The following is a 22,603-nucleotide window of genomic DNA, read 5'->3' on the forward strand; positions in this document are numbered from 1 at the left end:
TAGGACTCCGGCGAGGAGGTGACCGTGGCGGACCGGATCGTCACCCATACGACCGTCGTGGCGGACGGCGTCTGCCGGGTCAGCCTGGCGGGCGAGATCGACATGTCCGTCACGGACGAGGTCACCGACTGGCTGCGTACCGCGATCGACACCTCGGGCTGCCGCCGGGTCGAACTCGACCTGGCCCAGACGCTGTTCCTGGACTCGACCGGCATCACCGCGCTGCTGCGGACGCGCCACTACGCCGACCAGCAGGGCGTCGTCTTCAAATGCGTCGACCCCGCCCCGTTCGTGCGGCGGATCTTCGAGGTCACCGGGGTGGCCGAGCACCTGACCTGAGCCGCCGGTCCGCGGACCGGGCGGCGCCGCACCACACCGCCGGGCGGTCCGGTCGCTGCGGCACAATGCGCCCATGATCGAGTATCGGGTGAGCTTCGACGCCGACGTGACCTTCGCCAACGGTGGCGGGCTGCAGGTGCAGGAGTTCCGGCTGGACATCCCGTCCGACTCCGTCACCGACGCCGAGGTGGCCGCCCTGCTGGTACGGCACCTCGGGCTGCTCATGGTCGACCGGGTGGACCTGCGCGGCGTCGAGATCCTGGCCGAACCGCACAAGGGCTCCCGCGGCGGCCCGTCCGAGCCGGCCGCCCCGGCCGGTGCGCCCACCCGGCTGGTCGAGCTGAACCACGTGCTCAGCGAGGGCGTCGTCACGTACCCGGGCCTGCCCGGTCCGCGCCTGTCCGACCACCTGAGCCGCGCCGACTCGCGCTCGCACTACGCCCCCGGCACCGAGTTCGTCATCGGCCGCGTCGACATGGTGACCAACACCGGCACCTACGTCGACAGCCCCTTCCACCGGTACGCCGACGGCCCCGACCTGGCCGACCTGCCGCTGTCCCGCTTCGCCGACCTGCCCGTCGTCGTGGCCCGGGTGACCGGGTCCGCCGAGCGCGGCATCGGCCCGCTGGCCTTCGCGCCGCTGGACGTCGCGGGCAGGGCGGTGCTCCTCCACACCGGCTGGGACCGCCACTTCGGCACCGACGCGTACGGCGTCGACGCCCCGTACCTCACCCGTGCCGCCGCCGAGCACCTGATCGCGGCCGGTGCGGCGCTGGTCGGCATCGACTCGGTCAACATCGACGAGATCGTCCCGGCGGGGGAGCGGCCCGTGCACTCGCTGCTGCTCGGAGCGGGCATCCCGATCGTGGAGCACCTGACCGGGCTGGACCGGCTCCCGGTCACCGGCGCGCGCCTGCACGCGGCCCCGCTGCGCTTCCGGGGGCTGGGCACCTTCTCCGTCCGCGCGTACGCCCTCATCCCCTGACAGACGCAAGGAAGGGCCCCTTCTCATCGCTTTCCGCAGTGGAAGGGGCCCTGCTTAACCCGCGCGGTTCACGGGTGGGTGCGGTAGGCGGCGTGGTCGAAGTCGGCGGGGTGGCCACGGCCGGTGAGGTCCCAGACCCAGAGGCCGACGAAGGCGCCGGTGAAGCCCAGCGCGCCGAGCTGGTCGCCGTCGAACTCGACGGCGTGCTCGTCGGACAGGACCGTGGCGTCCAGCGGCTCGCCGAAGGGGCGCCAGCCGTCAGGACCCCCGAAGCGGAACGACAGCTCGCCGTCGCGGATGTCCAGACCCAGGTGCACCGGCCCGGCGGCGGGCGCGGCCACCGCCGGGTGCACGGTCAGCACGCCCCGGTCCCGGGTGGCCGCGCGCAGCACCCGGGCCCCGGTGTCGTCGGCGGTGAGGTGGAGCAGGTGCCAGTTGCGGCTGTTGTAGTACGCCGTGATGCCCGCGAGGTGCTGGAAGGCGGTCGGTTCGAAGTCGGCCACGGCTTCGAAGGAGCAGCGCGGCTGGGTGACCCGGCGGGCGACCAGGCTCTGCCCGGTACGGCTCTGCGGCGAGCGGCCGCCCCGGATGCGCAGGTGCGACGGGCGGTCGGTCAGCGACAGCCAGCCCGGATCGGCGGGCCGCCGCAGCGTCGACCACTGCGGACCGAGTCCTGCCTGGTCGAACTCGTCGACCTCGGACTCGTCCGAGAGTCCTGTGTGGTCGGGCGGCAGCAGGCTGGGGGCGTGCAGTGACGGCAGGCCGTCCACGACGGTCGGCCAGCCGTCCTCGGTCCAGCTCACCGCCGTGATCGCGGTCTCGCGGCCGAGGACGCACGGGCCCTGCCGCCCCTCGGGGCGGGCCACGAGGTAGGCGAGGTACCAGTCGCCGTCACCGGCCCGTACCAGGCTGCCGTGCCCTGCTTTCTGCAGTGGCCAGTCGGGCCGGTGCCTGGCGGTCAGCAGCGGACCGCCCGGGTCGCGCTCGTAGGGGCCCGCCAGCTCGCGCGACCGGCAGACGCTCACCTGGTGGTCGTAGCCGGTGCCGCCGTCGGCGGTCAGCAGGTAGTACCAGCCGCCGTGCCGGTACAGGTTGGGGCCCTCGATCCACCCGGCACCCGGCGGCAGCTGGATGCGGACCGGCTCGCCGGTCAGGCGCCGGGTGGCCCGGTCGTAGCGGACGGCCTCCAGCCCGGCGCTGCCGCCGTACCCGGGGCGCCAGTCATGGACCAGGTTGAGCAGCCAGCTCGTGTCGCCGTCGTGGTGCAGCGAGGCGTCGAACCCCCGCGCGTGCAGCAGCACCGGATCCGACCACGGCCCCGTGATCGACGCCGCGGTGACCAGGTAGTTCGGGCAGTCCGTGAACCCGCCCGAGTACGTCGAGACGTTGCTGTAGACGAGGTGGAACAGCCCGTCGACGTGGGTGAGGTTGGGTGCCCACACGCCGCCGGAGTCCGGGCAGCCGGCCAGGTCCAGCAGCCGCGCCGTGTCCAGGACGCCGCCCAGCGGGGTCCAGTTCGCCAGGTCCCGCGAGTGGTGCACGCGTACGCCCGGATACCACTCGAAGGTCGACGTGGCCAGGTAGAAGTCGTCGCCGACGCGCACGATGGACGGGTCTGGGTGCGAGCCGGGCAGCACCGGATTGGGGATCTGCGGCACCGGATGAGACTAATGGGAGCGCTCCGACGCCGCGCGCCCGCGCCTTGACGAGGCGGCAGTCTCGGGGAAGGCGCAGGAAAGAGCGCCGAGATTCCTGCACTCTCCCCGAAACTGCACGCACACACGGGTTTAAGAGGAGGGCCGCGCGGGTATCCCGGGCGCGGCAGCCGACTTCTCCCCACGCAGCGTGGGAGCCCGCCGTTAACCGCAGTCCGAGGGGCATCCGGACGCGGTCACCCTGCGGAGTAACCGGCTGTCCGGGCTCGGTCGGTGGCGCACGGTAGCGGCCGGCGTCGAGCGCAAGCCCAGTCGCCGCGCCCCCGGCGGCTGGGCTTCGGCCGTCCCCGCAGGACGCCGACGCGCAGGTCACGCCCGGGTTAGCCTGGATACGGTGGCGGAGCAGCGCCGTCCGGCCACCTCAGGCAAGGCCGGAAGGAGGCCGCCAGCATGCAGACCCTGGAGCGCCCGATCACCGTCGGCATCGACGGGACCACGACGTCCCAGCCCGCGATCGACTGGGCGGCCGACACCGCGCTGCGGCACGACCTGCCGCTGAAGCTCGTCTACGTGATCGACTCGCCCGGTCCCCGGGTGGGCTACGACTACATCTCCCGCGAGCTCGACGAGGCCGGAGCCGACGCGGCCACCCGCGCCCGCGACGCCGCCCTGGCCGGCCACCCCGGCCTGACCGTGCAGACGGCCACGGTCAACGACGACAGCACCCACGCGCTGATCAACGAATCCGACCACGCCAGCATGATCGTGGTCGGCAGCCGGGGGCACAGCGGCTTCTACGACATGGTCATCGGCTCGACCAGCCTGCATACCGCGATGCACGCGCACTGCCCCGTCGCGGTGATCCGGCCGCGCACCGACGACCCCGCCAACCCGGCGCGCGGCCGGGTCGTGGTGGGCGTCAGCTCGTCGCCGTACGCGGTGCACGCGCTCGGCCTTGCGTTCGAGGAGGCGGCGCTGCGCGGGGTCGGGCTGACCGCCGTACACGTGCGGCCACGCCACGGCGACGCGGCCAAGGACGAGGCCGCGCTGGCCGCCATGTTCGACCCGTGGACCAAGCGCTATCCGGCCGTGGACGTGGACCGGGTCGACCTGGACGGCGACCCCGCCAAGGTGCTGACGCAGTTCTCCAACGGCGCCGAACTGCTGGTCTCCGGCTGCCGGGGGCACGGCGGCGTCGCCGGGCTGCTGCGCGGGTCGACCAGCCAGGCGATGCTGCACCACGCGGGCTGCCCGGTCCTGGTCGTACACGACCACGACCCCGTCGGCTGAGAAGGTAGGGCTGGGCATACCCCGGAACTATGCGCAGCGGGCTGGGGCCGTGCCGCCGCCGTCGATAGCGTGGTCACGTGCCTGTTGATCAATATCTGCTGCCGGCGCTGCGGCGCCGCCGCTACCTGCGCTCCGCCTGGCCCTGGCGGGCCGCGGCCTACCTCGCCACCACCGTCGCCGTCGCCGCCGTCGTGGCACCGGGCGTGCTGCTGACCGCCCTGACCTGGATCGCCACCGGCCGCCGCCTGGTCGACGGGGCGCCCCTGCGCGGCATCGACATCGCCGCGCCACTGGTCTGCACCGTCCTGGCCGTGCTGATCGCGCCGCTGCTGTCGGTCCCGCTGGCGGTCGCCGAGCGGTGGCGGCTGGGCATGGTCGACGACCGCCCGGTCGCCTCGGCGCACCGGCCCGCCGCCGACCCGCTCGCCTGGCTGCGCCTGCGCTACACCGAGGCGGCCACCTGGCGGGAGACGCTGTACGCGGTGCTGCTCGGCAGCCTCGTGCCGCTCGTCTACGGCGCGGTCGCGCTGCTGCTGCTCATCGAGGCGGCTTTCCTGACCGGCCCGTTCCTCATCCCGCAGGGCGCGGGGCCGATCGCGCTGGGCACCACCACCGTGCACACCCCGCAGCAGGCGGTGCCGTACGCGCTGCTGGCCCTGGCTTTGCTGCCGGTGGTGCCGTACCTGCTGGGCCTGCTCGCCGCCGGGCAGGCCGCGCTGGCCCGGGCGCTGCTCGGCGCCGCGCCCGGCGACGCCACCGCGCTGCGCGAGGTGGCCCGCTCCCGCGCCCGCCTGATGACCGCGTACGAGGCCGAGCGCCGCCGCATCGAACGCGACCTGCACGACGGCGTGCAGCACCGGCTCACCAGCCTCACCCTGCAGCTGTCCCTGGCCCGCCTGGACACCGCCGACGACTCGCCCGCCGCCGCGCCGCTCACCCGCGCCCACGAGCAGGCCAAGGAGCTGATGACCGTACTGCGCGACCTGATCCACGGCATCGCCCCGCAGACCCTGCGCGACCTGGGGCTGCCCGCCGCCCTGCGGGAACTGGCCGACCGCTCGCCGCTGCCGGTCGCGGTGACCGTCGCCGCCGTCGCCGCCGGCCGCCTGCCCGACCTGGTCGAGAGCACCGCCTACTTCGCCGCGTCGGAGGCGCTGGCCAACACCGCCAAGCACGCCGGGGCCACCCGGGCCGACGTGGTGGTGACCCGCACCGGCGACCTGCTGGTGCTGGAGGTGCGCGACGACGGCCGGGGCGGCGCCGACCCCGCCCGGGGCAGCGGCCTGTCCGGCCTGGCCGACCGTGTCGCCACGGTACGCGGGCGGCTGCTGCTGGCCAGCCCCGCCGGCGGACCTACCCTGGTCCGCGTGGAGCTGCCTTGCACGCCGTGACCCGGGTCGTCCTCGCCGAGGACGGGGTGCTCCTGCGCGAGGGCCTGACCGGCGTGCTGGCCCGGTTCGGGTTCGAGGTGGCGGCGGCGGTCGGGGACGCCGACAGCCTGCTGCGGGCCGTCGCCGAGCACCGGCCCGACCTGGTGGTGACCGACATCCGGATGCCGCCCGGCCAGTCCGACGAGGGGCTGCGCGCGGCGGCGGAGCTGCGGTCGCGGCAGCCCGGACTGCCCGTGGTGGTCCTCAGCCAGCACGTCCAGCCCGAGTACGCCGAAGCCCTCCTCGACAGCGGCGACGGCCGGGCCGTCGGCTACCTGCTCAAGGACCGCGTCGCCGACCTGGCCGACTTCGTCGCCGCGCTGCGCACCGTGGTCGGAGGCGGCACCGTCATCGACCCGGAGGTGGTCCGGCGGCTGATGCGCCGGCCGCGCGACCCGCTGGCCACGCTGTCGGCCCGCGAGCGCGAGGTGCTGGCGCTGGTGGCCGAGGGCAACTCGAACGCGGCCATCGCCCGGCGCCTGTTCGTGACCGAGGCGGCCGTCGGCAAGCACATCGGCAGCATCCTGGCCAAACTCGACCTGCCGCAGACCGACGACACCAACCGCCGCGTGCTGGCGGTGCTGGCCTACCTGCGCGCGGGCGGCTGAGCCCACTCCAGCTCCGCCCGGTCCCACCCGGCCAGGTCGGCGGCCGACTCGTAGGTGTGCTGGCAGAACTCCAGCAGCACCGCGTCCGGGTCGTCGGCCTGCGCCACGGCCTCGTACGGCAGCGCGAACTCGCCGAGCTGGCCGTCGTAGTGGGCACCGGGCGGGACCCGGTCGCGGAAGCCGGGCGGCTCCGGGTAGGCGTACGCGTAGAAGAGGCCCTGCCCGCCGCCGCCCGGCCAGTAGCCGCAGCTGCTCACCTCGTGGCTGTAGGCCTCGTGGCTGACCCGGTCGGGGCAGTTGGGCACCCCGCCCGGGTGCAGCGGCGCGGGCCGCCCCGAGAACCGGGTCACCGCCAGGTCGAACGCGCCCCAGAAGAAGTGCACCGGGCTGACCTTGCCGATGAAGCGGGCCCGGAACGCGGTCATCACCCGGTGCGTCTGCACCAGCGACAGCCAGAACGCGTGCGCGAACTCCGGATCGTAGGCGCAGTGCTGCCGGTCGTCGGCGAACGGCACCACCTCCGGCAGCTCCACCGGCCGTCCCATCAGGTCGACGCCGATCTCCAGCTCGGCCAGCCGGGCCAGCACGTCGGCGTAGAAGTCGGCGACCGACCGGTCGCGCAGGTCCACTTCGGCGGCGCGCCCGTCGGTGGTGCGCACGTCCAGCACGTGCCGCCGGAAGTCGAAGACCATTTCCACCCCGATGGCGCCGTACGGCATGAGCGACGTGGTCAGGCCACGGCTGTCGACGTACAGCGGCACCTGCCACCAGTGGTTGACCATCGGCTCCAGCGCCAGCCGCACCTTGCCCACGATCTGCGTCCACAGCTGCAGCGTGTCGCGGGTGTCGGCCCACCGGTCCAGCGGCAGCGCCGGCCACGCGCCGCGCGAGGTCACAGCCTGCTCCGTCCCCGCGCGCCCAGGTCGCCCTCCAGGCGGTACACGCAGATCTGCTCCAGCTCGGCGTCGACGAACGCCTGCGCGCTCGGCGCCCGGTAGCAGGCGAGCCGGGTCAGCCCCTCGGGCGGCAGGTGGCCCCGGTCCGGGTCGCCGAGCAGCACCTGCGCGCCCCCGGCCGCGGCCCGCTGCAGGAATCCGAGCATCCGCTCGGCCACCTGCGACTGGTAGAGCACGTCCCCGGCGAGCACGACGTCGGCGTCGGTGCCGCCGTCGAGCAGGTCGCCGAGCCGGCCCGTGACGGTGGCGCGGTTGGCACGGGCGTTGTGCGCGATCGCGGTGATCGCGTACGGGTCGACGTCGTTGGCCTCGACCTCAACCGCCCCGGCCAGCGCCGCCGCGATCGCGGCCAGCCCCGAACCCGACGCGAGGTCGAGCACCTTGCGCCCGGCCACCACCTCCGGCCTGTCCAGCAGGTACCGGGCCAGCGCCTGCCCGCCCGCCCACGCCGACGCCCAGTACGGCGCCGTCAGCCTGCTCCCGGCCTCGGCCTCCATCCGCGCCCACCACACGATCGAGTCGACCGCGGTGTACAGCCGTATCTCGGGCACCAGCGGCACCGAGGTCAGCTGCAGCCGATCCAGCCCTTCGGCGCTGGGAGCGCGCAGTTCCCGTTCCAGGTCGATGACTCCCATTCGGCTTCTCACGTACACAGGATGCCCCTTCCGGGCGGGAAATCACCGCAGACCACGGTTTCGGAAGCCACAAAAAGCCACGCGATCACTCCGACCGGGGTTAGGGTCAGGTGCACGTGGGGCGGGGGTCGCGCCGCGACACAGGCACACCGCCTCACCGCTGAAGGAGAAAGAGTATGCCAACGGGCACCGTGAAGTGGTTCAACGGCGAAAAGGGCTTCGGCTTCATCGAGCAGGACGGTGGCGGACCTGACGTCTTCGTGCACTACTCGGCGATCACCGGCAGCGGGTACCGCGAGCTGCAGGAGGGGCAGAAGGTGGACTTCGAGGTGACGCAGGGTCAGAAGGGACCGCAGGCGGCCAACGTACGTCCGCTCTGAAGACCGTGACGGCCGTCCACCAGACGGCCTTCCATGCTGGATCGCACAGGACGAGAACGGGTTGGACCCTCGGGTCCAGCCCGTTCTCGCTGCTCCGGTGGCGGTAGAATCGATCTTCAGGACTACGCGAGGACGGTTGGTGAGATGCAGCCGATGACGCCGATGTACCGCGACGAGCAGGATCTGAGCCACGACATGCGGACCGCGTGCGTGCACGCCTGCAACACCTGCGCCGAGGTGTGCAACGCCTGCGCCGACGCCTGCCTGGGCGAGCCCGAGGTCGCCGACCTGGTCCGCTGTATCCGGACCAACCTCGACTGCGCCGACATGTGCGCCACCGCCGCCGAGGTGCTGGACCGCTTCCGCGGCGACCACCCGGAGCTGGTCCGGGCCGTGCTGGACGCCTGCGCGATCGTGACGGCCGCCTGCGCCGACGAGTGCCGCGAGAACGCCGACCGGTACGCCCACTGCAAGGCCGCCGCCGACGCCTGCGACCAGGCCACCGCCGCCTGCACCGCCATGCTCCGCGAACCGGCCCTGCTCTGACCCGACCACGCGGAAGGGGCGCCCCAGCGTGTGGAGCGCCCCTTCCGTACCGCCCGGTCAGACCGTGGCGAGCCTCGGCTCGGCGGGCAGGTCGCCCGCGTCGTCGGCCGGGCGCAGCGCCACGGCGAGCACGTCGGCCACGTCCGCCAGCACGTGGATCGTCAGCTCCGCGCGTACGTCCTCGGGCACGTCGTCCAGGTCCGGCTCGTTGCGGGCCGGGATGACGACCTCGGTCAGGCCGGCCCGGTGCGCGGCCAGCAGCTTCTGCTTGACCCCGCCGATCGGCAGCACCCGGCCGTTGAGGGTCACCTCGCCGGTCATCGCCACCTCCGGCCGCACCGGCCGCCCCGACGCCAGCGACGCCAGCGCGGTGACCATGGTGATACCGGCGCTGGGGCCGTCCTTGGGCACCGCGCCCGCCGGGACGTGCAGGTGGATGCGGCGTCCGGCCAGCGCGTTCGGGTCCAGGCCGAACCGGCGCCCGTTGGAGCGCAGGTACGACAGCGCGATGTGCGCCGACTCCTTCATCACGTCGCCCAGCTGGCCGGTCAGGGTCAGCCCCGGCTCGCCCTCCATCGAGGTCGCCTCGATGAACAGCACGTCACCGCCGGTACCGGTGACCGCCAGCCCGGTCGCCACGCCGGGGGTCGCGGTGCGCTCGGCCGACTCGGGCGTGAACCTCGGGCGGCCCAGGTACTCCTTCAGGTCGGCCTCGGCGACGTGCACCGGGCCGTCGGTGTCGGACAGCTTCACGGCGACCTTGCGCAGGATGCGCCCGATGGACCGCTCCAGCTGCCGTACGCCCGCCTCGCGGGTGTACTCGGCCGCGACCTTGCGCAGCGCGTCCTGCGCCACGGTCGCCTCGTCGGCGGTCAGGCCCGCGCGCTCCAGCTGCCGGGGCAGCAGGTGGTCGCGGGCGATGGCGACCTTCTCCCGCTCGGTGTAGCCGTCCAGGGTGACCAGCTCCATCCGGTCCAGCAGCGGGCCGGGGACGGTCTCGACCACGTTGGCGGTGGCCAGGAACAGCACGTCGGACAGGTCGAGGTCGACCTCCAGGTAGTGGTCCCGGAAGGTGTGGTTCTGCGCCGGGTCGAGCACCTCCAGCAGGGCGGCGGCCGGGTCGCCGGAGAAGCCGACGGCCAGCTTGTCCACCTCGTCGAGCAGCACGACCGGGTTCATCGAACCGGCCTCACGCAGCGCCCGCACGATCCGCCCCGGCAGCGCGCCGACGTAGGTGCGCCGGTGGCCGCGGATCTCGGCCTCGTCGCGTACGCCGCCCAGCGACACCCGGACGAACTTGCGGCCCAGCGCCCGCGCCACCGACTCGCCCAGGCTGGTCTTGCCCACCCCGGGCGGCCCGGCCAGCGCCAGCACCGCGCCCGAGCCGCGCCCGCCGACGACCTCCAGGTGCTTGGCGGCCCGGCGGTTGCGCACGGCCAGGTACTCCAGGATCCGGTCCTTCACGTCGTCCAGCCCGGTGTGGTCGGCGTCGAGCACCGCCCGCGCCTGGGCCAGATCGGTGTTGTCCTCGGTGGTGACGCCCCACGGCATCTCCAGCACCGTGTCCAGCCAGGTGCGGATCCAGCCCGACTCCGGGGAGGCGTCGCTGGCCCGCTCCAGCTTCCCGACCTCGCGCAGGGCCGCCTCGCGTACCTTCTCGGGCAGGTCGGCGGCCTCGACCCGGGCCCGGTAGTCGCCCGCGCCCTCCGGCTCGTCCTCGCCGAGCTCCTTGCGGATCGCGGCCAGCTGCTGGCGGAGCAGGAACTCGCGCTGGGACTTCTCCAGGCCCTCGCGCACGTCGTTGCTGATCTTGTTGGCGACCTCCTGCTCGGTCAGGTGCTCCCGCGCCCAGCCGACCAGCAGCTCCAGCCGAGAGGTGACATCGGTCGAGCCGAGCAGCTCCACCTTCTGCGCCAGGGTCAGCCACGGGGCGTACCCGGCCGAGTCGGCCAGCTCCGACAGGTCGGTCATCCGCTCGACGGCGTCGACCACCTGCCAGGCGCCGCGCTCGGACAGCACCGAGGTGACCAGCGCCTTGTACTCGCGGGCCAGTTCGCGGGCCTTGCCCGCCGGTTCGGGTTCGGTGATCAGGGCGGCCTCGACCCACAGCGCCGCGCCGGGTCCCGGCACGCCGGAGCCGATCTTCGCGCGGGTCACGCCGCGGATCACCGCGACGAGTTCGCCGCCGGGCAGCCGGCCGACCTTCTCGATGATCGCGGTGACGCCGTACGAGCCGTAGTCGCCGTCGATGCGAGGCACGGCCAGCACGGTCTTGTCGCCCGCTGCCCGCGCGGCGTCGACGGCGGCCTGGACGTCGGGGTCGAGCGCGACCTGCGCGACCATCCGGGGAAGCAGCACGGCGTCGTCGAGCGGGAGGACGGGGAGTGTGGTCATTATCAGACACCTGCCATTCGCTACTTGAGTCTGCTCGGCTCAAGTCCAGCGCCCCGCCCCTTGTTCCACCCTCCCCACCCAATGTGACCCACGCCACTTCGTCGCCCGCCCCGCCCCCGGCGCCATGATCGCTGCAGTTTCGGGGAAACTGCAGGTAAGCGGGCCAGGATTCCAACACTTTCCCCAAAACTGCACCCGCTCCAACGCCCTCGGCGAGGGTTGCCCCGTCCGCACCCCTTCGCGCTGGGCACCGCGGTGGCTGCCGCAGGGTGGGCGGTGCCCGTCCTCGTCGGGATCGGATACGCCATCGCCGGTCGGTGAGGGCGGCGGGTCAGCGTCGCCGCCGTGCCTCTGCGATCAGCAGTGGCCGACCGGGATGTAGCGGTCCGGCTCGCCGGAGCCGTCCGTGCTCGTGTCGGCGGCAGGCTCCACGACGGCCGTTGCCGCCGACTGCGGGGTCGAGGGCTGCGGCGTGGGCGTGCGGTAGGCGAGCCAGTGTCCGGCCATCGCGGTGATCACGGGCATCACCAGGTACGACGACGCGACGTCGGCGAAGTAGACGTCCAGCCCGATGTTGAACGCCCCGGCGGCGTACAGCACCAGGTCCAGTGCCACGCAGACGGCCGCCCAGACGGCTCCGGCCAGCGCCGCCGTGACCGGTGTCAGCGTGGGGCGGTGGAACAGGTAGCGGATGGTGCAGCCGAGTACCGCGGCGACGAGGACGGTCAGTTTGATCGACTCGTAGAGCGCCTCGTGCTTGCCCTCGGCGGGCAGCAGGATCAGCGAGATGGCCACCAGGGCGGCCCACACCGCGCATCCGTAGACGACGACGCGCTTCATGTCTGACCCCTTTCGAGTATTACATCCGGTTCAGTCGGTACAACTGGAAATGTTCCGTGCAGGCACGGTCAGCCTGCTGACTTGCGTCCGGGCGGGGAATCGCGGAAGCGCCGGTGCGCAGTGTTCTGCGCCAAAGCCGTGATCATTGGGCGCGGCTGGCCCGGTGATCGCCACCTGCGGTCGAAATGTGGGTTCGGCCGATGAGCGGTGCAGGATTCTGCCCGCTGGTGGCGATCTTCTGGCTGGTTCCGGTCCTTGATCGCCGTCCGAGGTAACAACCTAGGCGTGTAGTCGCCGTTCCGACCACTGACGCCGATCAAGGAGGGGGGTGCAAGGGTTGTGACCGCTGGTGGCAATCTTCGTCAGCCGTCAGCTGAGCTGTCAGCGAATCTCTTGCGGAGAGAGGTCTGTAATGCAAAGCTGACTGTATGACAAACGAATCCGTCCCCCAGGCGGACTCCCCGCGCGAGCTGCTCGCGGTCGTGCGTGACCTGACCAGCCAGGTCCGGGCCGCCCAGCGGGGCACCTGGTTCCCGCTGCTGGTCCTCGCGGTGGTCACCCTCGCCGCGATCCCCGTCTACCGCTTCGCCCCCTACCTCGACCTGCTCGACCGCTGCCAGTCGCGCCCCGGCCACGTGGTCTGCCCCGGGCCGAACCCGGCCGAGCTGCTGTACTGGACCGTGGCCCTGCTGCTCGCCTACGCCCTGATCGCGGCCTTCTACGTCAGGCAGTCCCGGCGCCGCGGCGTCGGCACCACGATCCGCCCGTACGTGCTCACCGGCGTCGCCCTGGCCGTGCTGGCCACGGCCGTCTCGGTCTGGCTGACGCTCTACCCGCTGCTGCCCGTCCCCGCCGACCCCTTCGCCGCCCCGCAGGTCGAGATCGTCCACGCCGGACCCGAGGTGTGGCTGCTCAACGCGCTCGGCAGCCCCACCGCCGTCATCGGGTTGGCACTGCTGGTGCTCGCGTGGGTGGAACGGTACCGGGCGCTGCTGGCGTACAGCGTGGGTTATCTGGTGCTCGTGGTGGCCGTCGGCAGCCGGATCATCCACTCGGACTCGCGGTGGTACTTCCTACCTGACCTGCTCGTGGCGGCCCTGGTGCTGCTGCTGGGCGCGGCCGTCTTCGCGAGGTTCCGGCCGACCGCGCAGGCGGCGGCGTGACGACCGGGGGGCATCCCACCAACGGCCTGGACGACGTCGTGCACCAGCGCGTCCGCCTGGGCATCCTGGCCGTCGCCCACCAGGCCCGCCAGGTCGAGTTCGGCTTCCTGCGCGACACTCTGCAGCTCACCGCCGGCAACCTCGGCCAGCACCTGACCGTGCTGGAGAAGGCGGGCCTGATCGAGATCGAGAAGGGGTACGAGGGCAAGCGCCCCCGCACCTGGGTCACCCTCACCGCCGCCGGCCAGACCGCCCTGCGCGACGAGATCACCCACCTCAAGCAACTGATCCACCAGCTCGAACACCCCACCCCCGCCGACCTGCCCCACCCGGCCTAGCCGTGGCGGAGTTGCCGGGCGATCGGGGGTATACGGCGCCGTATACCCCCGATCGCCCGGCAACTCGGACCCCGCGTCCTCAGACGGGGAGGAGGTCGGGGGAGTGGGCGGCGACGGCGGCGCCGATCAGGTCGAGGGCTTCGGCGAGGGGGCGGGCGGGCAGTCCCCGGCCGTCGCGCAGGCGCAGCGACACCTCGCCCGACGCGGCCTCCCGCGCCCCGACCACCGCCAGGTACGGCACCTTGCGCTGCGCGCCCAGCCGGATCCGGTTGCCCAGCGACCCGTCCAGCAGCAGTTCGGCGCGCAGCCCCGCGCGCATCGCGGCGTCGCGCAGCCGCCGTGCCGCCTCGTCCTGGTCGGGCCCGATCGGCACCACGGCCAGCTGCACCGGGGCGTACCAGGCCGGGAACGCGCCCTGGTGCACCTCGATCAGGTGCGCCAGCAGCCGCTCCAGGCTGCCCACGATGCTGCGGTGCACCATCACCGGCCGGGCCCGCTCACCGTCGCGGTCGACGTAGGACAGGTCGAACCGCTCCGGCTGGGCGAAGTCGACCTGGATGGTGGACAGCGACCACTCGCGCCCGGCGATGTCCCGTACCTGGATATCGATCTTGGGTCCGTAGAACGCCGCCTCGCCCGGCACCTCCTCGAACGCGATCCCGGCCCGGACCAGCGCCTGGCGCAGCAGGTCCTCGGCCAGGTCCCAGTCGGCGGGCGCGCCGAGGTACGCGGGGCCCTGGCCGCGCAGTGACAGCCGGAACGAGTGGGCGGCGAAGCCGAGCGCCCGGTGTGCCGCCAGGATCATCGACAGGATCGCGGCGACCTCGTCGCCGACCTGGTCGAGGGCGCAGAAGACGTGCGCGTCGTTGAGCGAGATCGCCCGGACCCGGCCCAGCCCGCCGACGACGCCGGAGCGCTCGGCGCGGTACATGCCGCCGATCTCGGCCACGCGCAGCGGCAGCTCCCGGTACGACCGGCCGCGGGCGCCGAACACCATCGCGTGGTGCGGGCACAGGCTCGGCCGCAGCATCAGCTGCTCGGCCTCGGGCTGCCCGGCCTCGGCCAGGGCCGGGAACATGTCGTCGGCGAACTTGGCCAGGTGCCCCGACCTTCGGTACATCTCCCGTTTGGCCATCGGCGGGGAGTAGACGTGCTGGTATCCGGCCAGCCGCTCGACCTCGCGGATGTAGGACTCGATGGCGTGGCGGGCGGCGGCGCCGTTGGGCAGCCAGATCGGCAGCCCGGCTCCGACGAGCGGATCGGAGTGGTAGAGCTCGAGTTCGCGGCCGAGCTTGCGGTGGTCGGCCAGTGCCTGGGACATCGCGGCATCTCCTCGGGTACGTGTCGGCGGGCACACGTCCGGGGAGACACGTCGGCCCCGGGGCGGGTGCCCCGGGGCCGACGGATGACTGGTTTCAGCAGGTCAACACGCGGTCACGCCGGGGTGTCCCGGCGTCGTCGTGCTGAGCTGACTGTGCATGGGAGAAAGCATACGCAGGCCCGGACGCGGCGCAACCGCATTCGCGCGGAGTAGATTCGCGGCAGGCAGATCGGGGGTACGTCATGGGTCCTGGCTACGAGTCGGCACTCGACCGGCAGATCCGCGAAGCGCAGGAGCGCGGCGAGTTCGACGATCTGCCCGGGGCGGGCAAGCCGCTGCCCGGCGCGGGGGAGGTGCTGCCGGACGACTGGTGGCTGCGCGACCTGGCCCGCCGGGAGAACCTGGCCGGGGCGCTGCCGGCGACCCTGCTGCTGCGCCGCGACATCGAGGACCTGCCCGACAAGGTGGCGAAGAAGCTGAGCGAGTCGGCGGTCCGCGCGATGGTCGCCGAGATCAACACCCGGGTGGTCAAGGCCAACCGCGGCCTGCTGGCCGGGCCCGCGGTGACGCTGCGGCTGCTGGACGCCGACGAGGTGGTACGCGACTGGAAGGCCAGGCGCCGTACCGCCTAGGGGTCGCGCAGCAGCGGGCAGGTCATGCAGTGGCCGCCGCCGCGGCCCTTGCCGACCTCGAACCCGTCGATCTCGACGACCTCGATGCCGGCCTCACGGTACTTGCGGTTGCTGTTGATGTTCTTCGAGTACGCGATGACCACGCCCGGCGACACCGCCACCACGTTGTTGGCGCAGTCCCACTGCTCGCGCTCCTGCTGCGGCTCGTCCCCGCCGGTGGTCACCACGCGCAGGTCCCGCTCCGGCAGGCCGATCGCGTCGGCGACCGCGCCAAGGAACGTCTTCTCCGGCGTGACCTCCAGCGTGCCGGCCCGGTCGCCGGGCCGCAGGCTGTACGCGGTGGTGCTGTCGATGACCTTCGGGTAGACGGTGACGGTGTCGCGGTCCATGAACGTGAACACCACGTCCAGGTGCATGAACTGGCGCTGCCGGGCCAGCCGTACCGCGATCACCCGGTCGGCGGCCTGCTTCTCGAACAGCCGCCGGGCCAGGATCTCGGCCATCTGCGCGGTGGTGCGCTCGCTGATGCCGACCAGCACGGTCCGGTTGCCCACCGGCATCACGTCGCCGCCCTCCAGCGACGCCCGCCCGAACGACTGGATGTCGAACTGGTCGTGCTCCTCGGCGTTGGCCGCGTCCGGGTACCAGAAGGTGATCCCGGCCTGCCGGAACATCGGGTGGAACCGGTACACGGTGCCGAGGTTGACCGTCTCGGCCTGCCGCGAGGGCCAGAACATCGGGTTCAGCGACACCCCGTCGTAGATCCAGCAGGAGGTGTCGCGGGTGAACAGGTGGTTGGGCAGCGGCGGCAGGATGAACGACGAGTCGACCGTGGTCGACACGGTCAGCGACGACCCGGCCAGGTCGGTGTCGGCGAACTCGATCAACTCGGCCCGGGTCACCCCGCCGGTCAGGTGCGTGGCCAGGGTGCGGTCGTCCATGTTCGCCAGCGCGCGCTGCACCGCCTCCACCATCGACGGCCCCACCGTGTACGGGCTGACGGTGTGCTCGATGACCCACTGCCGCGCGCCCGGCTGCCCCAGCGCCTCGGTGAGCAGGTCGTGCAGCAGGAACACCTCCACGCCCCGCCCGCGCAGCTCGGCCACGAACTGGTCGTGCTCGGCCTGCGCCTGCTCGACCCACAGCACGTCGTCGAAGAGCAGCTCGCTCCGGTTGGACGGGGTGAGCCGGCGCAGCGCCAGGTCAGGGCGGTGCACCAGCACCTTCCGCAGGGTGCCGACCTCTGAGTGGACCCCGAATCCGCGCATCGTGCCTCGCTCTCGAGGGCAGGCCGGGCCCTCCTCGCCGCTGCCCCGAATGTAACGTGCGGTTACGAGCGATTTTCGCGATTTGGTACAGAATTCCGAGCCTCACACCTTGGGCACGATCGGCAGGCGGTTCAGCCCGGGCTTGGCGCTCGGCGGCGGGGACATCGGCCGCGGGCTCATCGGCACCGCCGGGTCGCCCACCGGGGCCGGGCTCGGCGAAGTGCTGGCCGACGGCGAGGGGGACGGCTGCGGGTCGGGCAGGATGCCGGTCTCGCCGTACCGGAAGGCCAGGTCGGGCAGGTCGCCGCCGACCAGGCTGTTCAGCTGCAGCCAGCGCATCGTGGTGCCGGAGGCGTCCACCACCCCCGGGGTGGACTTCCGGTCGCCGTCCCAGTCGCCGACCAGCGGCACCGTGTAGACGCCGCCGAAGCCGAGGTGGATCTCGGCGGTCGTCGCGGTCAGCGAGTTGACCAGGTAGTAGTCGTGCCGCTCGCCGTCGTTGTCGACCGTGCCCGGGGTGTACGTCCCGTTGCCGTCCCAGTCGCCCACGACCGGCGTCTTGCCCGCGTCCCCGACCGTCACCTTCACCTCGGTCTTCGGGTCGGTCAGCGAGTTGGTGAACTTCCAGTCGTGCCGCTTGCCGTCGGCGTCGGCGGTGCCGGGCGTGAACGTGCCGTTGCCGTCCCAGTCGCCGACCAGCGGCACGTCCTCGACGTCGCCGAACCCGACGTGCACGTCGGCCGGGCCGGGCCGGAACCCGTTGGCCAGGTAGTAGTCGTGCCGCTTGCCCTCGCTGTCGACCGTGCCCGGCGTCCAGGTGCGGTTGCCGTCCCAGTCGCCGACGATCGGGGCCTTCTCCACGTCGCCGTACTCGAAATCCAGGTCCGGGGTGAGCAGCGGGTCGGTGCCGCCGGTCGCGACCGGCGCGGTGCCCCGCTGGTTGGTCAGCCGCCAGCGCCAGTGCTCGCCCGCCGGGGTGACCAGGCCCGCGGTCATCGTCCCGTCGCCGTCCCAGTCGCCGACCACCAGCTTCGGCATCGGCCCGAGCGGATTGCTGGCCAGCGCCGCCAGGTCCGACAGCGAGCCGTTGAACACGTTCTGGTCGCCGGGCAGCTTGCCGTGGTTGGCGTACTGCCACAGGGTCCAGTGGTCCCAGCCCGCCGGCAGCCCCATGACCTTGTCGGTGTAGCTGGAGACGAACAGGTAGTGCCGCCCGAACGAGGTGCTCCTACCCGTGCACGGGTTCCACCAGTTCGGGTTGGTGTAGATCATCGTGGCGCTGCCGGTGCGCTCGCGTACCCGCTCGGTGAAGTCGCGGATCCACTTGACCAGCTCGCTCTTGCTCCGGCCCCAGCACGGGTGGTCGGCCACGTACTTGCCGTCCCACTTGTACGGCCACTCGATGTCCAGCATCGGCGGCAGCGTCCGCCCGTCGTTGGTGTACTGCGCCCGGTCCAGGAAGTAGTCGGCCTGGGTGCGGCCGCCGCTGCGGTCGGGCCGGGCGAAGTGGTACGCCCCGAAGTACACCCCGTTGCGCTTGGCCCCGCTCAGGTTCTTGCGGTACTGGTCGTCGACGTAGTGCGTGCCCTCGGTCACCTTCGCGTAGGCGAACTTCGCACCCTTGTCGGCGACCTTCTTCCAGTCGATGTCGGGCTGGTAGTGCGACACGTCGATGCCGGTGACCGGGTAGCCGCCCGGCGCCGCGAGCAGCATCCGCCCGGCGGGCCCCTCCGGCATGCCCGCCCCGGCCCAGCCGTCGGTCAAGCCGCCGGGGGCCGGCTCGCCCGCCGCCCGGGTGCTCAGTGTCAGCCCGAGCACGGCGGTGGCCAGCGCGGTCACGGCGGCCAGCGTCGGCGCCACGCGGTGGGTGCGGGTCTGCTGCGGCACGGCGACTCCTCGGGCAGGCGGGGGGGCGCCCGCATGATCGCCGGGCGCCTGCCCTGCTCAACGCCGCCCGCCGCGAAGCGTTGCGCCTGCTCGCGGCCGGTCCGGGTTTGATCCGGACGCGGTCCGGGCACCTGCTCAGGTGAAGGTGCGAGGAGAGGAGGCGGTCATGCCGCAGCGTGCCTGGAGCAACAAGCGGGAACGCCAGTACGAGCACATCAAGTCCAGCGCCGAGGAGCGCGGCAAGTCCGAGAAGGTGGCCAAGGAGATCGCCGCCCGGACGGTCAACAAGGAGCGGGCCCGCGCGGGCGAGGCCAAGGAGTCCAGCGCCCTGTCGCGCAACGACATCTCGTCGGGCCGCCGCGGCGGCCTGCGCTCGCACAAGGGCGAGGGCGGCCGCACCCGCGACCAGCTCTACGAGGAGGCCAAGCGCAAGAACATCAAGGGCCGCTCGACGATGACCAAAGCCCAACTCGAACGCGCCGTCGCCTGACCCGCCCGCAGAGCAAGGAAGGGCCCCTTCTTATCGCAATGCGTAGTAGAAGGGCCCCTTCTCAACTCACAGCTGCTCGGCGAGGCGGCGCAGCAGGTCGCCCGGGACGGTGCGGCGCAGCCGGGCGAACTCCTCGCGCTCCACGTACGCCGTGTGCTCGGCGAAGGTGCCGCACAGCGCCTCCAGCCGGGGCCGGAACCCCGGATCGGCCACCCCGCCCTGGGCCAGCTCGGCCAGCACCGGCCGCCAGCCCGGCACCAGCGGCACCTGACAGTCCAGGTACGGCGCCACGACCTGCCGCTCCGCCTGCTCGTGCACCGTCAGATAGCTCACCAGCTGCTCGAACAGCTCGCCCCGGGCGATGGTGGGCGCCGAGCGCAGCTGCGCCAGCACCGCACTGATCTGCTGGTGCTGGCTGCGCAGGTGGTCGACCACGTCGGGGGGCGGGTTCGGATCGGACATGGCGGAGGTCCCTTCGGTGGGCGGCTCTCCGTGCTGGATTACCCGCCTAGGCACCGTCCGACACGTGCGGTTTCATCGATCTGCACCCGGTTCGTCCGCAGTGGAGGGCACGCTGGACGGGTGGACAGGATCGCAGCGAAGTTCGTGCACGGCGCCGCCGAGGTGACCCGCGAGATCGAGGTCGAGTCGGCCGCCGACCCGCCCACCACCTTCTCCATCCTGCTCCCCAGCGGCTACGAGCCGGGCGACCCGCTCCGCGCCGAGGTCCCGTGGGAGGCCGTCTACCTGCTTGAGGCCAATCCACTGGGCGACCCGCCGTGGATCTACCGCTTCCAGTCGATCGTCGACCCGGAGGAATGATCCGCCCGGTTTACCCGCCGGTCTGTCCGGGAATCCGCAGGAGGAGAGTCCGCCGAGCACGTGCGGACAGCAGCCGTCGAATGCGGCCAGGGCAGGCCCGTGCGGGACCGCGGGTCGGGGGACGACGCGGAGCGGGTAGCCATGCGGGAGCGGACAGGCCTCGAGGAGGGCCGGCTGCGCTGCGCCCAGGAGCGCGGCGGCGGACCGGTCACCACCGCCCGGCTCGACGGGGAGTTCGAGCTGGCCGGGGCGGCGCCGATGCTCGCCTTCCTACTCACCGCGCTCAGCCGGCGACCGCAGGCGCTGCTGGTGGACCTGTCCGGGCTGGTGCTGGCCGGAGGGACCGTCTCCACCTTCCTCGACGCCGCCCGCCACGCGGCCGCCTGGCCCGGCTGCGGGCTGCTGCTGTACGGCCAGCGCGGCAGCCTGGCCGCCGCCCTGGACACCATGCCCGAGCGCGACGGCCTGACCCTGTGCGCCGACCGCGACGACGCCCTGCGGCAGGCGAACGCGCGCACGCCCGGCCGGCTGCGGGTGCTGGGCCTCAGCCCGGATCCGCAGGCCCCCGCCGAGGCCCGCGACATGCTCGCCGACGGCTGCGCGCTCTGGGACGTGCCCCACCCGGCGCACCTGGTGCTGCGTCAGATCTGCAGCGAGCTGGTCTCCAACGCGGTGCGCCACGCCCGCACCGACTTCACCCTCGAACTGCGCGACGGCCCGCAGCACGTGCACCTGGCCGTGCACGACCATGACCCGGCGCTTCCGCCGCCGCCGCTGCGGCGCTCCGCCGACAGCCGCGGGCTGCTGCTGGTGGACGTGCTGGCCTCGGGCTGGGGGATCATCCCGGTCGACGGCGGCAAGGTCGTCTGGGCGACGGTGCCGCGTACGGCCGGGTAGTCACACCGCGTCGTTGCGGATCGCCATGATCGCCATGTCGTCTCGGGCCGGTTCGCCGGAGAACTCCAGCGCCGCCGTGCGCAGCCGGGTCGCGATCACGTCCGCCGGATGCCCCGCCAGGTACGTCAGCCGCTGCGCCAGCCGCCGCGCGCCGAAGAACTCGGTGCCGCTGCGCCGCTCGGTGACCCCGTCGGTGAAGAACACCAGCGTCTCCCCGGGCCGCAGCATCAGCAGGGTGGGCTGGCAGGTCACCGGGCTGATCAGGCCCAGCGCGGTGCCCCAGTCGCCGGTCTGCTCCACCGCGCCGTCGGCGTGCAGCAGCAGCGGCCGGTCGTGCCCGGCCAGGTACAGCGTCACCGGCACCGCGCCGTCGCGGTCCGGTACGTCGAAGGCGGCCAGGGCCAGCGTGCAGTAGCGCTCGGAGCGCTCGCTCAGCGTCGTGTTCAGCGTCGCCAGCACCGACTCCAGCGGGCGCCCCTCGCGCACCAGCAGCCGCAGCACCTCGCGGACCAGCCCGGTCGCGGCCGCCGCGGGCACGCCCTTGCCGGAGACGTCGCCCATGACCACCAGCCAGCGGCCGTCGGGCATCGGCATGATGTCGTACAGGTCGCCGCCGACCTCGGCCCCGCGCCCGGCCGGCACGTACTCCGCGCCCAGGCCCAGGCCCGGGATCACCGGCAGCCGCGTCGGCAGCAGCGCCTGCTGCAGCGTATGGGCCACCGCCTGCCGCTCGGCGTGGATCGCGGCGTTGTCCAGCGCCAGCGCGCAGCGCCGGGCCAGCTCCTCGGCGATGGTGGTCTCGTCCGGGTCGCGCGTGGCATCCGGATCGCGCCCGATCCCGAGCACCCCCAGCCACTGGCCGCGCGCGAACAGCGGCACCGCCAGCCCGGCCAGCGGTGAGGGCAGCGGCACGTGCTGCCCGGCCCGTATGGTGGCGTTGACGGCCGGGGCCTGGAGCAGGTGGGTCAGCTCGGCTGCGGCCGCCTCCAGCCAGTCGCTGCGCTCCTCGTCGGCGTGCGCGGCGGCGGCCGGCTCCAGCCGCTTGCCCGACACCCGGTGCAGCGTGCACCAGGTGCCCAGGCGCGGCACCACCAGGCGCGGAATGAGCGCGAGCGTCAGCGACAGGTCCAGCGACTGGGCCAGCAGCTCGCTCGCCTCGGACAGGAACGTCAGCCAGGTCCGGTGCCGTACGTCGGTGTCGCGCAGCCGCAGGTGCTCCAGCGCCATGCCCAGCCGCTGGGCCGCCAGCAGCGCCAGGGTCCGGTTGCCGGGCTCGTCCGCTGCGCTGAGCAGCAGCTCGGCGCTCCACGGGCGGCTCACGGGCACCCGCTGGTACAGCGAGCGGGCCGACCCGGGCCGGCCGGTGGCGGCCAGCCGGTGCGCGCCGCGCCCGTCGCCCTGGTCGGCCGTGATCCGGCAGCCGTCGGCGCCGGTGAGCCGGGTCAGCGTCTCGGCGAGGCTGGTGGCGAATCCGGTGAGCCCGCCCGCCTCGTCCAGCTCGATCTGGACACGCAGCAGGGCGTCGACGGCGGAGAGGTCGGTCGATGCGGTTGGCACGTCGGGCTGTGGCGCGGCGGCCGCGCGCGGGTTCGGCACGTTAGTAGTCTCCGCCGAACGGCCCTGTCCTGCCAGCCCGCGGCTCGCGCCGCGTCGGCGGACGGACGATGATAGGGCTTGCGACACGGCGGCGGGTGCTGCCGCCGGTGACGGAGGAGGTCGGCAGGTGG

The 22,603-nt window shown here is 73.0% G+C and carries 23 protein-coding genes; 13 read left to right on the forward strand and 10 right to left on the reverse strand.

The window, feature by feature from the left end; translation table 11 throughout:
* Window positions 1–24: 24 nt before the first annotated feature.
* Together QEZ54_RS16900 and QEZ54_RS16905 are read left to right on the forward strand one after the other, a co-directional pair.
* Complete coding sequence (locus QEZ54_RS16900; protein WP_281305571.1) at window positions 25–339, forward strand: STAS domain-containing protein; 315 nt, start codon at window positions 25–27, stop codon at window positions 337–339.
* Between the two features lie 73 nt (window positions 340–412).
* Window positions 413–1,324 carry a cyclase family protein gene (locus QEZ54_RS16905; protein WP_281305572.1) on the forward strand — a complete coding sequence of 304 codons (912 nt, stop codon included), beginning with the start codon at window positions 413–415 and terminating at the stop codon, window positions 1,322–1,324.
* Between the two features lie 68 nt (window positions 1,325–1,392).
* Here QEZ54_RS16905 and QEZ54_RS16910 read toward each other — a convergent pair whose 3' ends face one another.
* Window positions 1,393–2,982: a family 43 glycosylhydrolase gene (locus QEZ54_RS16910; protein WP_281305573.1), complete on the reverse strand. Its 1,590-nt coding sequence runs from the start codon at window positions 2,980–2,982 to the stop codon at window positions 1,393–1,395.
* Window positions 2,983–3,429: 447 nt separating this feature from the next.
* On the opposite strand from QEZ54_RS16910, the gene QEZ54_RS16915 reads away from it, so the two are divergent.
* The 3 genes from QEZ54_RS16915 (at window position 3,430) to QEZ54_RS16925 (ending at window position 6,307) form a co-directional block, all read left to right on the forward strand.
* Window positions 3,430–4,269 carry a universal stress protein gene (locus QEZ54_RS16915; RefSeq protein ID WP_281305574.1) on the forward strand — a complete coding sequence of 280 codons (840 nt, stop codon included), beginning with the start codon at window positions 3,430–3,432 and terminating at the stop codon, window positions 4,267–4,269.
* Between the two features lie 77 nt (window positions 4,270–4,346).
* Window positions 4,347–5,660, forward strand: coding sequence for a sensor domain-containing protein (locus tag QEZ54_RS16920; protein WP_281305575.1), 1,314 nt, complete (start codon window positions 4,347–4,349; stop codon window positions 5,658–5,660).
* The gene (locus tag QEZ54_RS16925; protein ID WP_281305576.1) at window positions 5,648–6,307 is read left to right on the forward strand and encodes a response regulator transcription factor; all 660 of its coding nucleotides are present in this window, start codon (window positions 5,648–5,650) and stop codon (window positions 6,305–6,307) included. Before QEZ54_RS16920 ends, QEZ54_RS16925 begins: the two co-directional genes overlap by 13 nt.
* On the opposite strand, the gene QEZ54_RS16930 is transcribed toward QEZ54_RS16925, so the two are convergent.
* Window positions 6,286–7,203, reverse strand: coding sequence for a DUF5996 family protein (locus QEZ54_RS16930; protein ID WP_281305577.1), 918 nt, complete (start codon window positions 7,201–7,203; stop codon window positions 6,286–6,288). The genes QEZ54_RS16925 and QEZ54_RS16930 overlap by 22 nt on opposite strands.
* Window positions 7,200–7,898, reverse strand: a complete 699-nt coding sequence (locus QEZ54_RS16935; protein ID WP_281305681.1) for a 50S ribosomal protein L11 methyltransferase — start codon at window positions 7,896–7,898, stop codon at window positions 7,200–7,202. The genes QEZ54_RS16930 and QEZ54_RS16935 overlap by 4 nt, the downstream gene beginning before the upstream one ends.
* A gap of 176 nt (window positions 7,899–8,074) precedes the next feature.
* Here QEZ54_RS16935 and QEZ54_RS16940 point away from each other — a divergent pair, with 176 nt between their 5' ends.
* Complete coding sequence (locus QEZ54_RS16940; protein ID WP_281305578.1) at window positions 8,075–8,278, forward strand: cold-shock protein; 204 nt, start codon at window positions 8,075–8,077, stop codon at window positions 8,276–8,278.
* Between the two features lie 153 nt (window positions 8,279–8,431).
* The gene (locus QEZ54_RS16945) at window positions 8,432–8,824 is read left to right on the forward strand and encodes a four-helix bundle copper-binding protein (protein ID WP_281305579.1); all 393 of its coding nucleotides are present in this window, start codon (window positions 8,432–8,434) and stop codon (window positions 8,822–8,824) included.
* A gap of 57 nt (window positions 8,825–8,881) precedes the next feature.
* Here the strand turns inward: QEZ54_RS16945 and lon are convergent, their stop codons facing one another.
* On the reverse strand, window positions 8,882–11,218 hold the full coding sequence (gene lon, locus QEZ54_RS16950) for an endopeptidase La (protein ID WP_281305580.1): 2,337 nt from the start codon (window positions 11,216–11,218) through the stop codon (window positions 8,882–8,884).
* A 357-nt stretch (window positions 11,219–11,575) separates the two neighbouring features.
* On the reverse strand, window positions 11,576–12,058 hold the full coding sequence (locus tag QEZ54_RS16955; RefSeq protein WP_281305581.1) for a hypothetical protein: 483 nt from the start codon (window positions 12,056–12,058) through the stop codon (window positions 11,576–11,578).
* Window positions 12,059–12,486: 428 nt separating this feature from the next.
* On the opposite strand from QEZ54_RS16955, the gene QEZ54_RS16960 reads away from it, so the two are divergent.
* A complete protein-coding gene (locus tag QEZ54_RS16960; protein WP_281305582.1) occupies window positions 12,487–13,221 on the forward strand; it encodes a hypothetical protein in 735 nt (244 codons plus the stop codon).
* Window positions 13,218–13,559, forward strand: a complete 342-nt coding sequence (locus QEZ54_RS16965) for a transcriptional regulator (protein ID WP_281305583.1) — start codon at window positions 13,218–13,220, stop codon at window positions 13,557–13,559. The genes QEZ54_RS16960 and QEZ54_RS16965 overlap by 4 nt, the downstream gene beginning before the upstream one ends.
* A 79-nt stretch (window positions 13,560–13,638) precedes the next feature.
* Here QEZ54_RS16965 and thrS read toward each other — a convergent pair whose 3' ends face one another.
* Window positions 13,639–14,868: a threonine--tRNA ligase gene (gene thrS, locus QEZ54_RS16970; protein WP_281305682.1), complete on the reverse strand. Its 1,230-nt coding sequence runs from the start codon at window positions 14,866–14,868 to the stop codon at window positions 13,639–13,641.
* A gap of 254 nt (window positions 14,869–15,122) precedes the next feature.
* Between thrS and QEZ54_RS16975 the strand changes: the two genes are divergently transcribed.
* Window positions 15,123–15,512 (forward strand): DUF1992 domain-containing protein, encoded by a 390-nt coding sequence (locus QEZ54_RS16975; protein WP_281305584.1) that lies wholly within the window; start codon window positions 15,123–15,125, stop codon window positions 15,510–15,512.
* Here the strand turns inward: QEZ54_RS16975 and QEZ54_RS16980 are convergent.
* Window positions 15,509–16,780, reverse strand: a complete 1,272-nt coding sequence (locus QEZ54_RS16980; protein WP_281305585.1) for an arginine deiminase — start codon at window positions 16,778–16,780, stop codon at window positions 15,509–15,511. The two genes, QEZ54_RS16975 and QEZ54_RS16980, sit on opposite strands and share 4 nt — an antisense overlap.
* A 102-nt stretch (window positions 16,781–16,882) precedes the next feature.
* The gene (locus tag QEZ54_RS16985) at window positions 16,883–18,667 is read right to left on the reverse strand and encodes a GH25 family lysozyme (RefSeq protein WP_281305586.1); all 1,785 of its coding nucleotides are present in this window, start codon (window positions 18,665–18,667) and stop codon (window positions 16,883–16,885) included.
* A gap of 166 nt (window positions 18,668–18,833) precedes the next feature.
* On the opposite strand from QEZ54_RS16985, the gene QEZ54_RS16990 reads away from it, so the two are divergent.
* Window positions 18,834–19,157, forward strand: coding sequence for a plasmid stabilization protein (locus tag QEZ54_RS16990; RefSeq protein WP_281305587.1), 324 nt, complete (start codon window positions 18,834–18,836; stop codon window positions 19,155–19,157).
* Window positions 19,158–19,223: 66 nt separating this feature from the next.
* On the opposite strand, the gene QEZ54_RS16995 is transcribed toward QEZ54_RS16990, so the two are convergent.
* Window positions 19,224–19,619, reverse strand: a complete 396-nt coding sequence (locus QEZ54_RS16995; protein ID WP_281305588.1) for a hemerythrin domain-containing protein — start codon at window positions 19,617–19,619, stop codon at window positions 19,224–19,226.
* 120 nt (window positions 19,620–19,739) lie between these two features.
* Between QEZ54_RS16995 and QEZ54_RS17000 the strand changes: the two genes are divergently transcribed.
* Together QEZ54_RS17000 and QEZ54_RS17005 are read left to right on the forward strand one after the other, a co-directional pair.
* Window positions 19,740–19,979 (forward strand): hypothetical protein, encoded by a 240-nt coding sequence (locus QEZ54_RS17000; RefSeq protein ID WP_281305589.1) that lies wholly within the window; start codon window positions 19,740–19,742, stop codon window positions 19,977–19,979.
* Window positions 19,980–20,120: 141 nt separating this feature from the next.
* Window positions 20,121–20,876: an ATP-binding protein gene (locus QEZ54_RS17005; RefSeq protein ID WP_281305590.1), complete on the forward strand. Its 756-nt coding sequence runs from the start codon at window positions 20,121–20,123 to the stop codon at window positions 20,874–20,876.
* Here QEZ54_RS17005 and QEZ54_RS17010 read toward each other — a convergent pair whose 3' ends face one another.
* Window positions 20,877–22,472 (reverse strand): SpoIIE family protein phosphatase, encoded by a 1,596-nt coding sequence (locus tag QEZ54_RS17010; RefSeq protein ID WP_281305591.1) that lies wholly within the window; start codon window positions 22,470–22,472, stop codon window positions 20,877–20,879.
* Window positions 22,473–22,603: the final 131 nt, after the last annotated feature.

It is taken from the genome of Catellatospora sp. KI3 (assembly GCF_029948125.1).
Taxonomy (GTDB): Bacteria; Actinomycetota; Actinomycetes; order Mycobacteriales; family Micromonosporaceae; genus Catellatospora.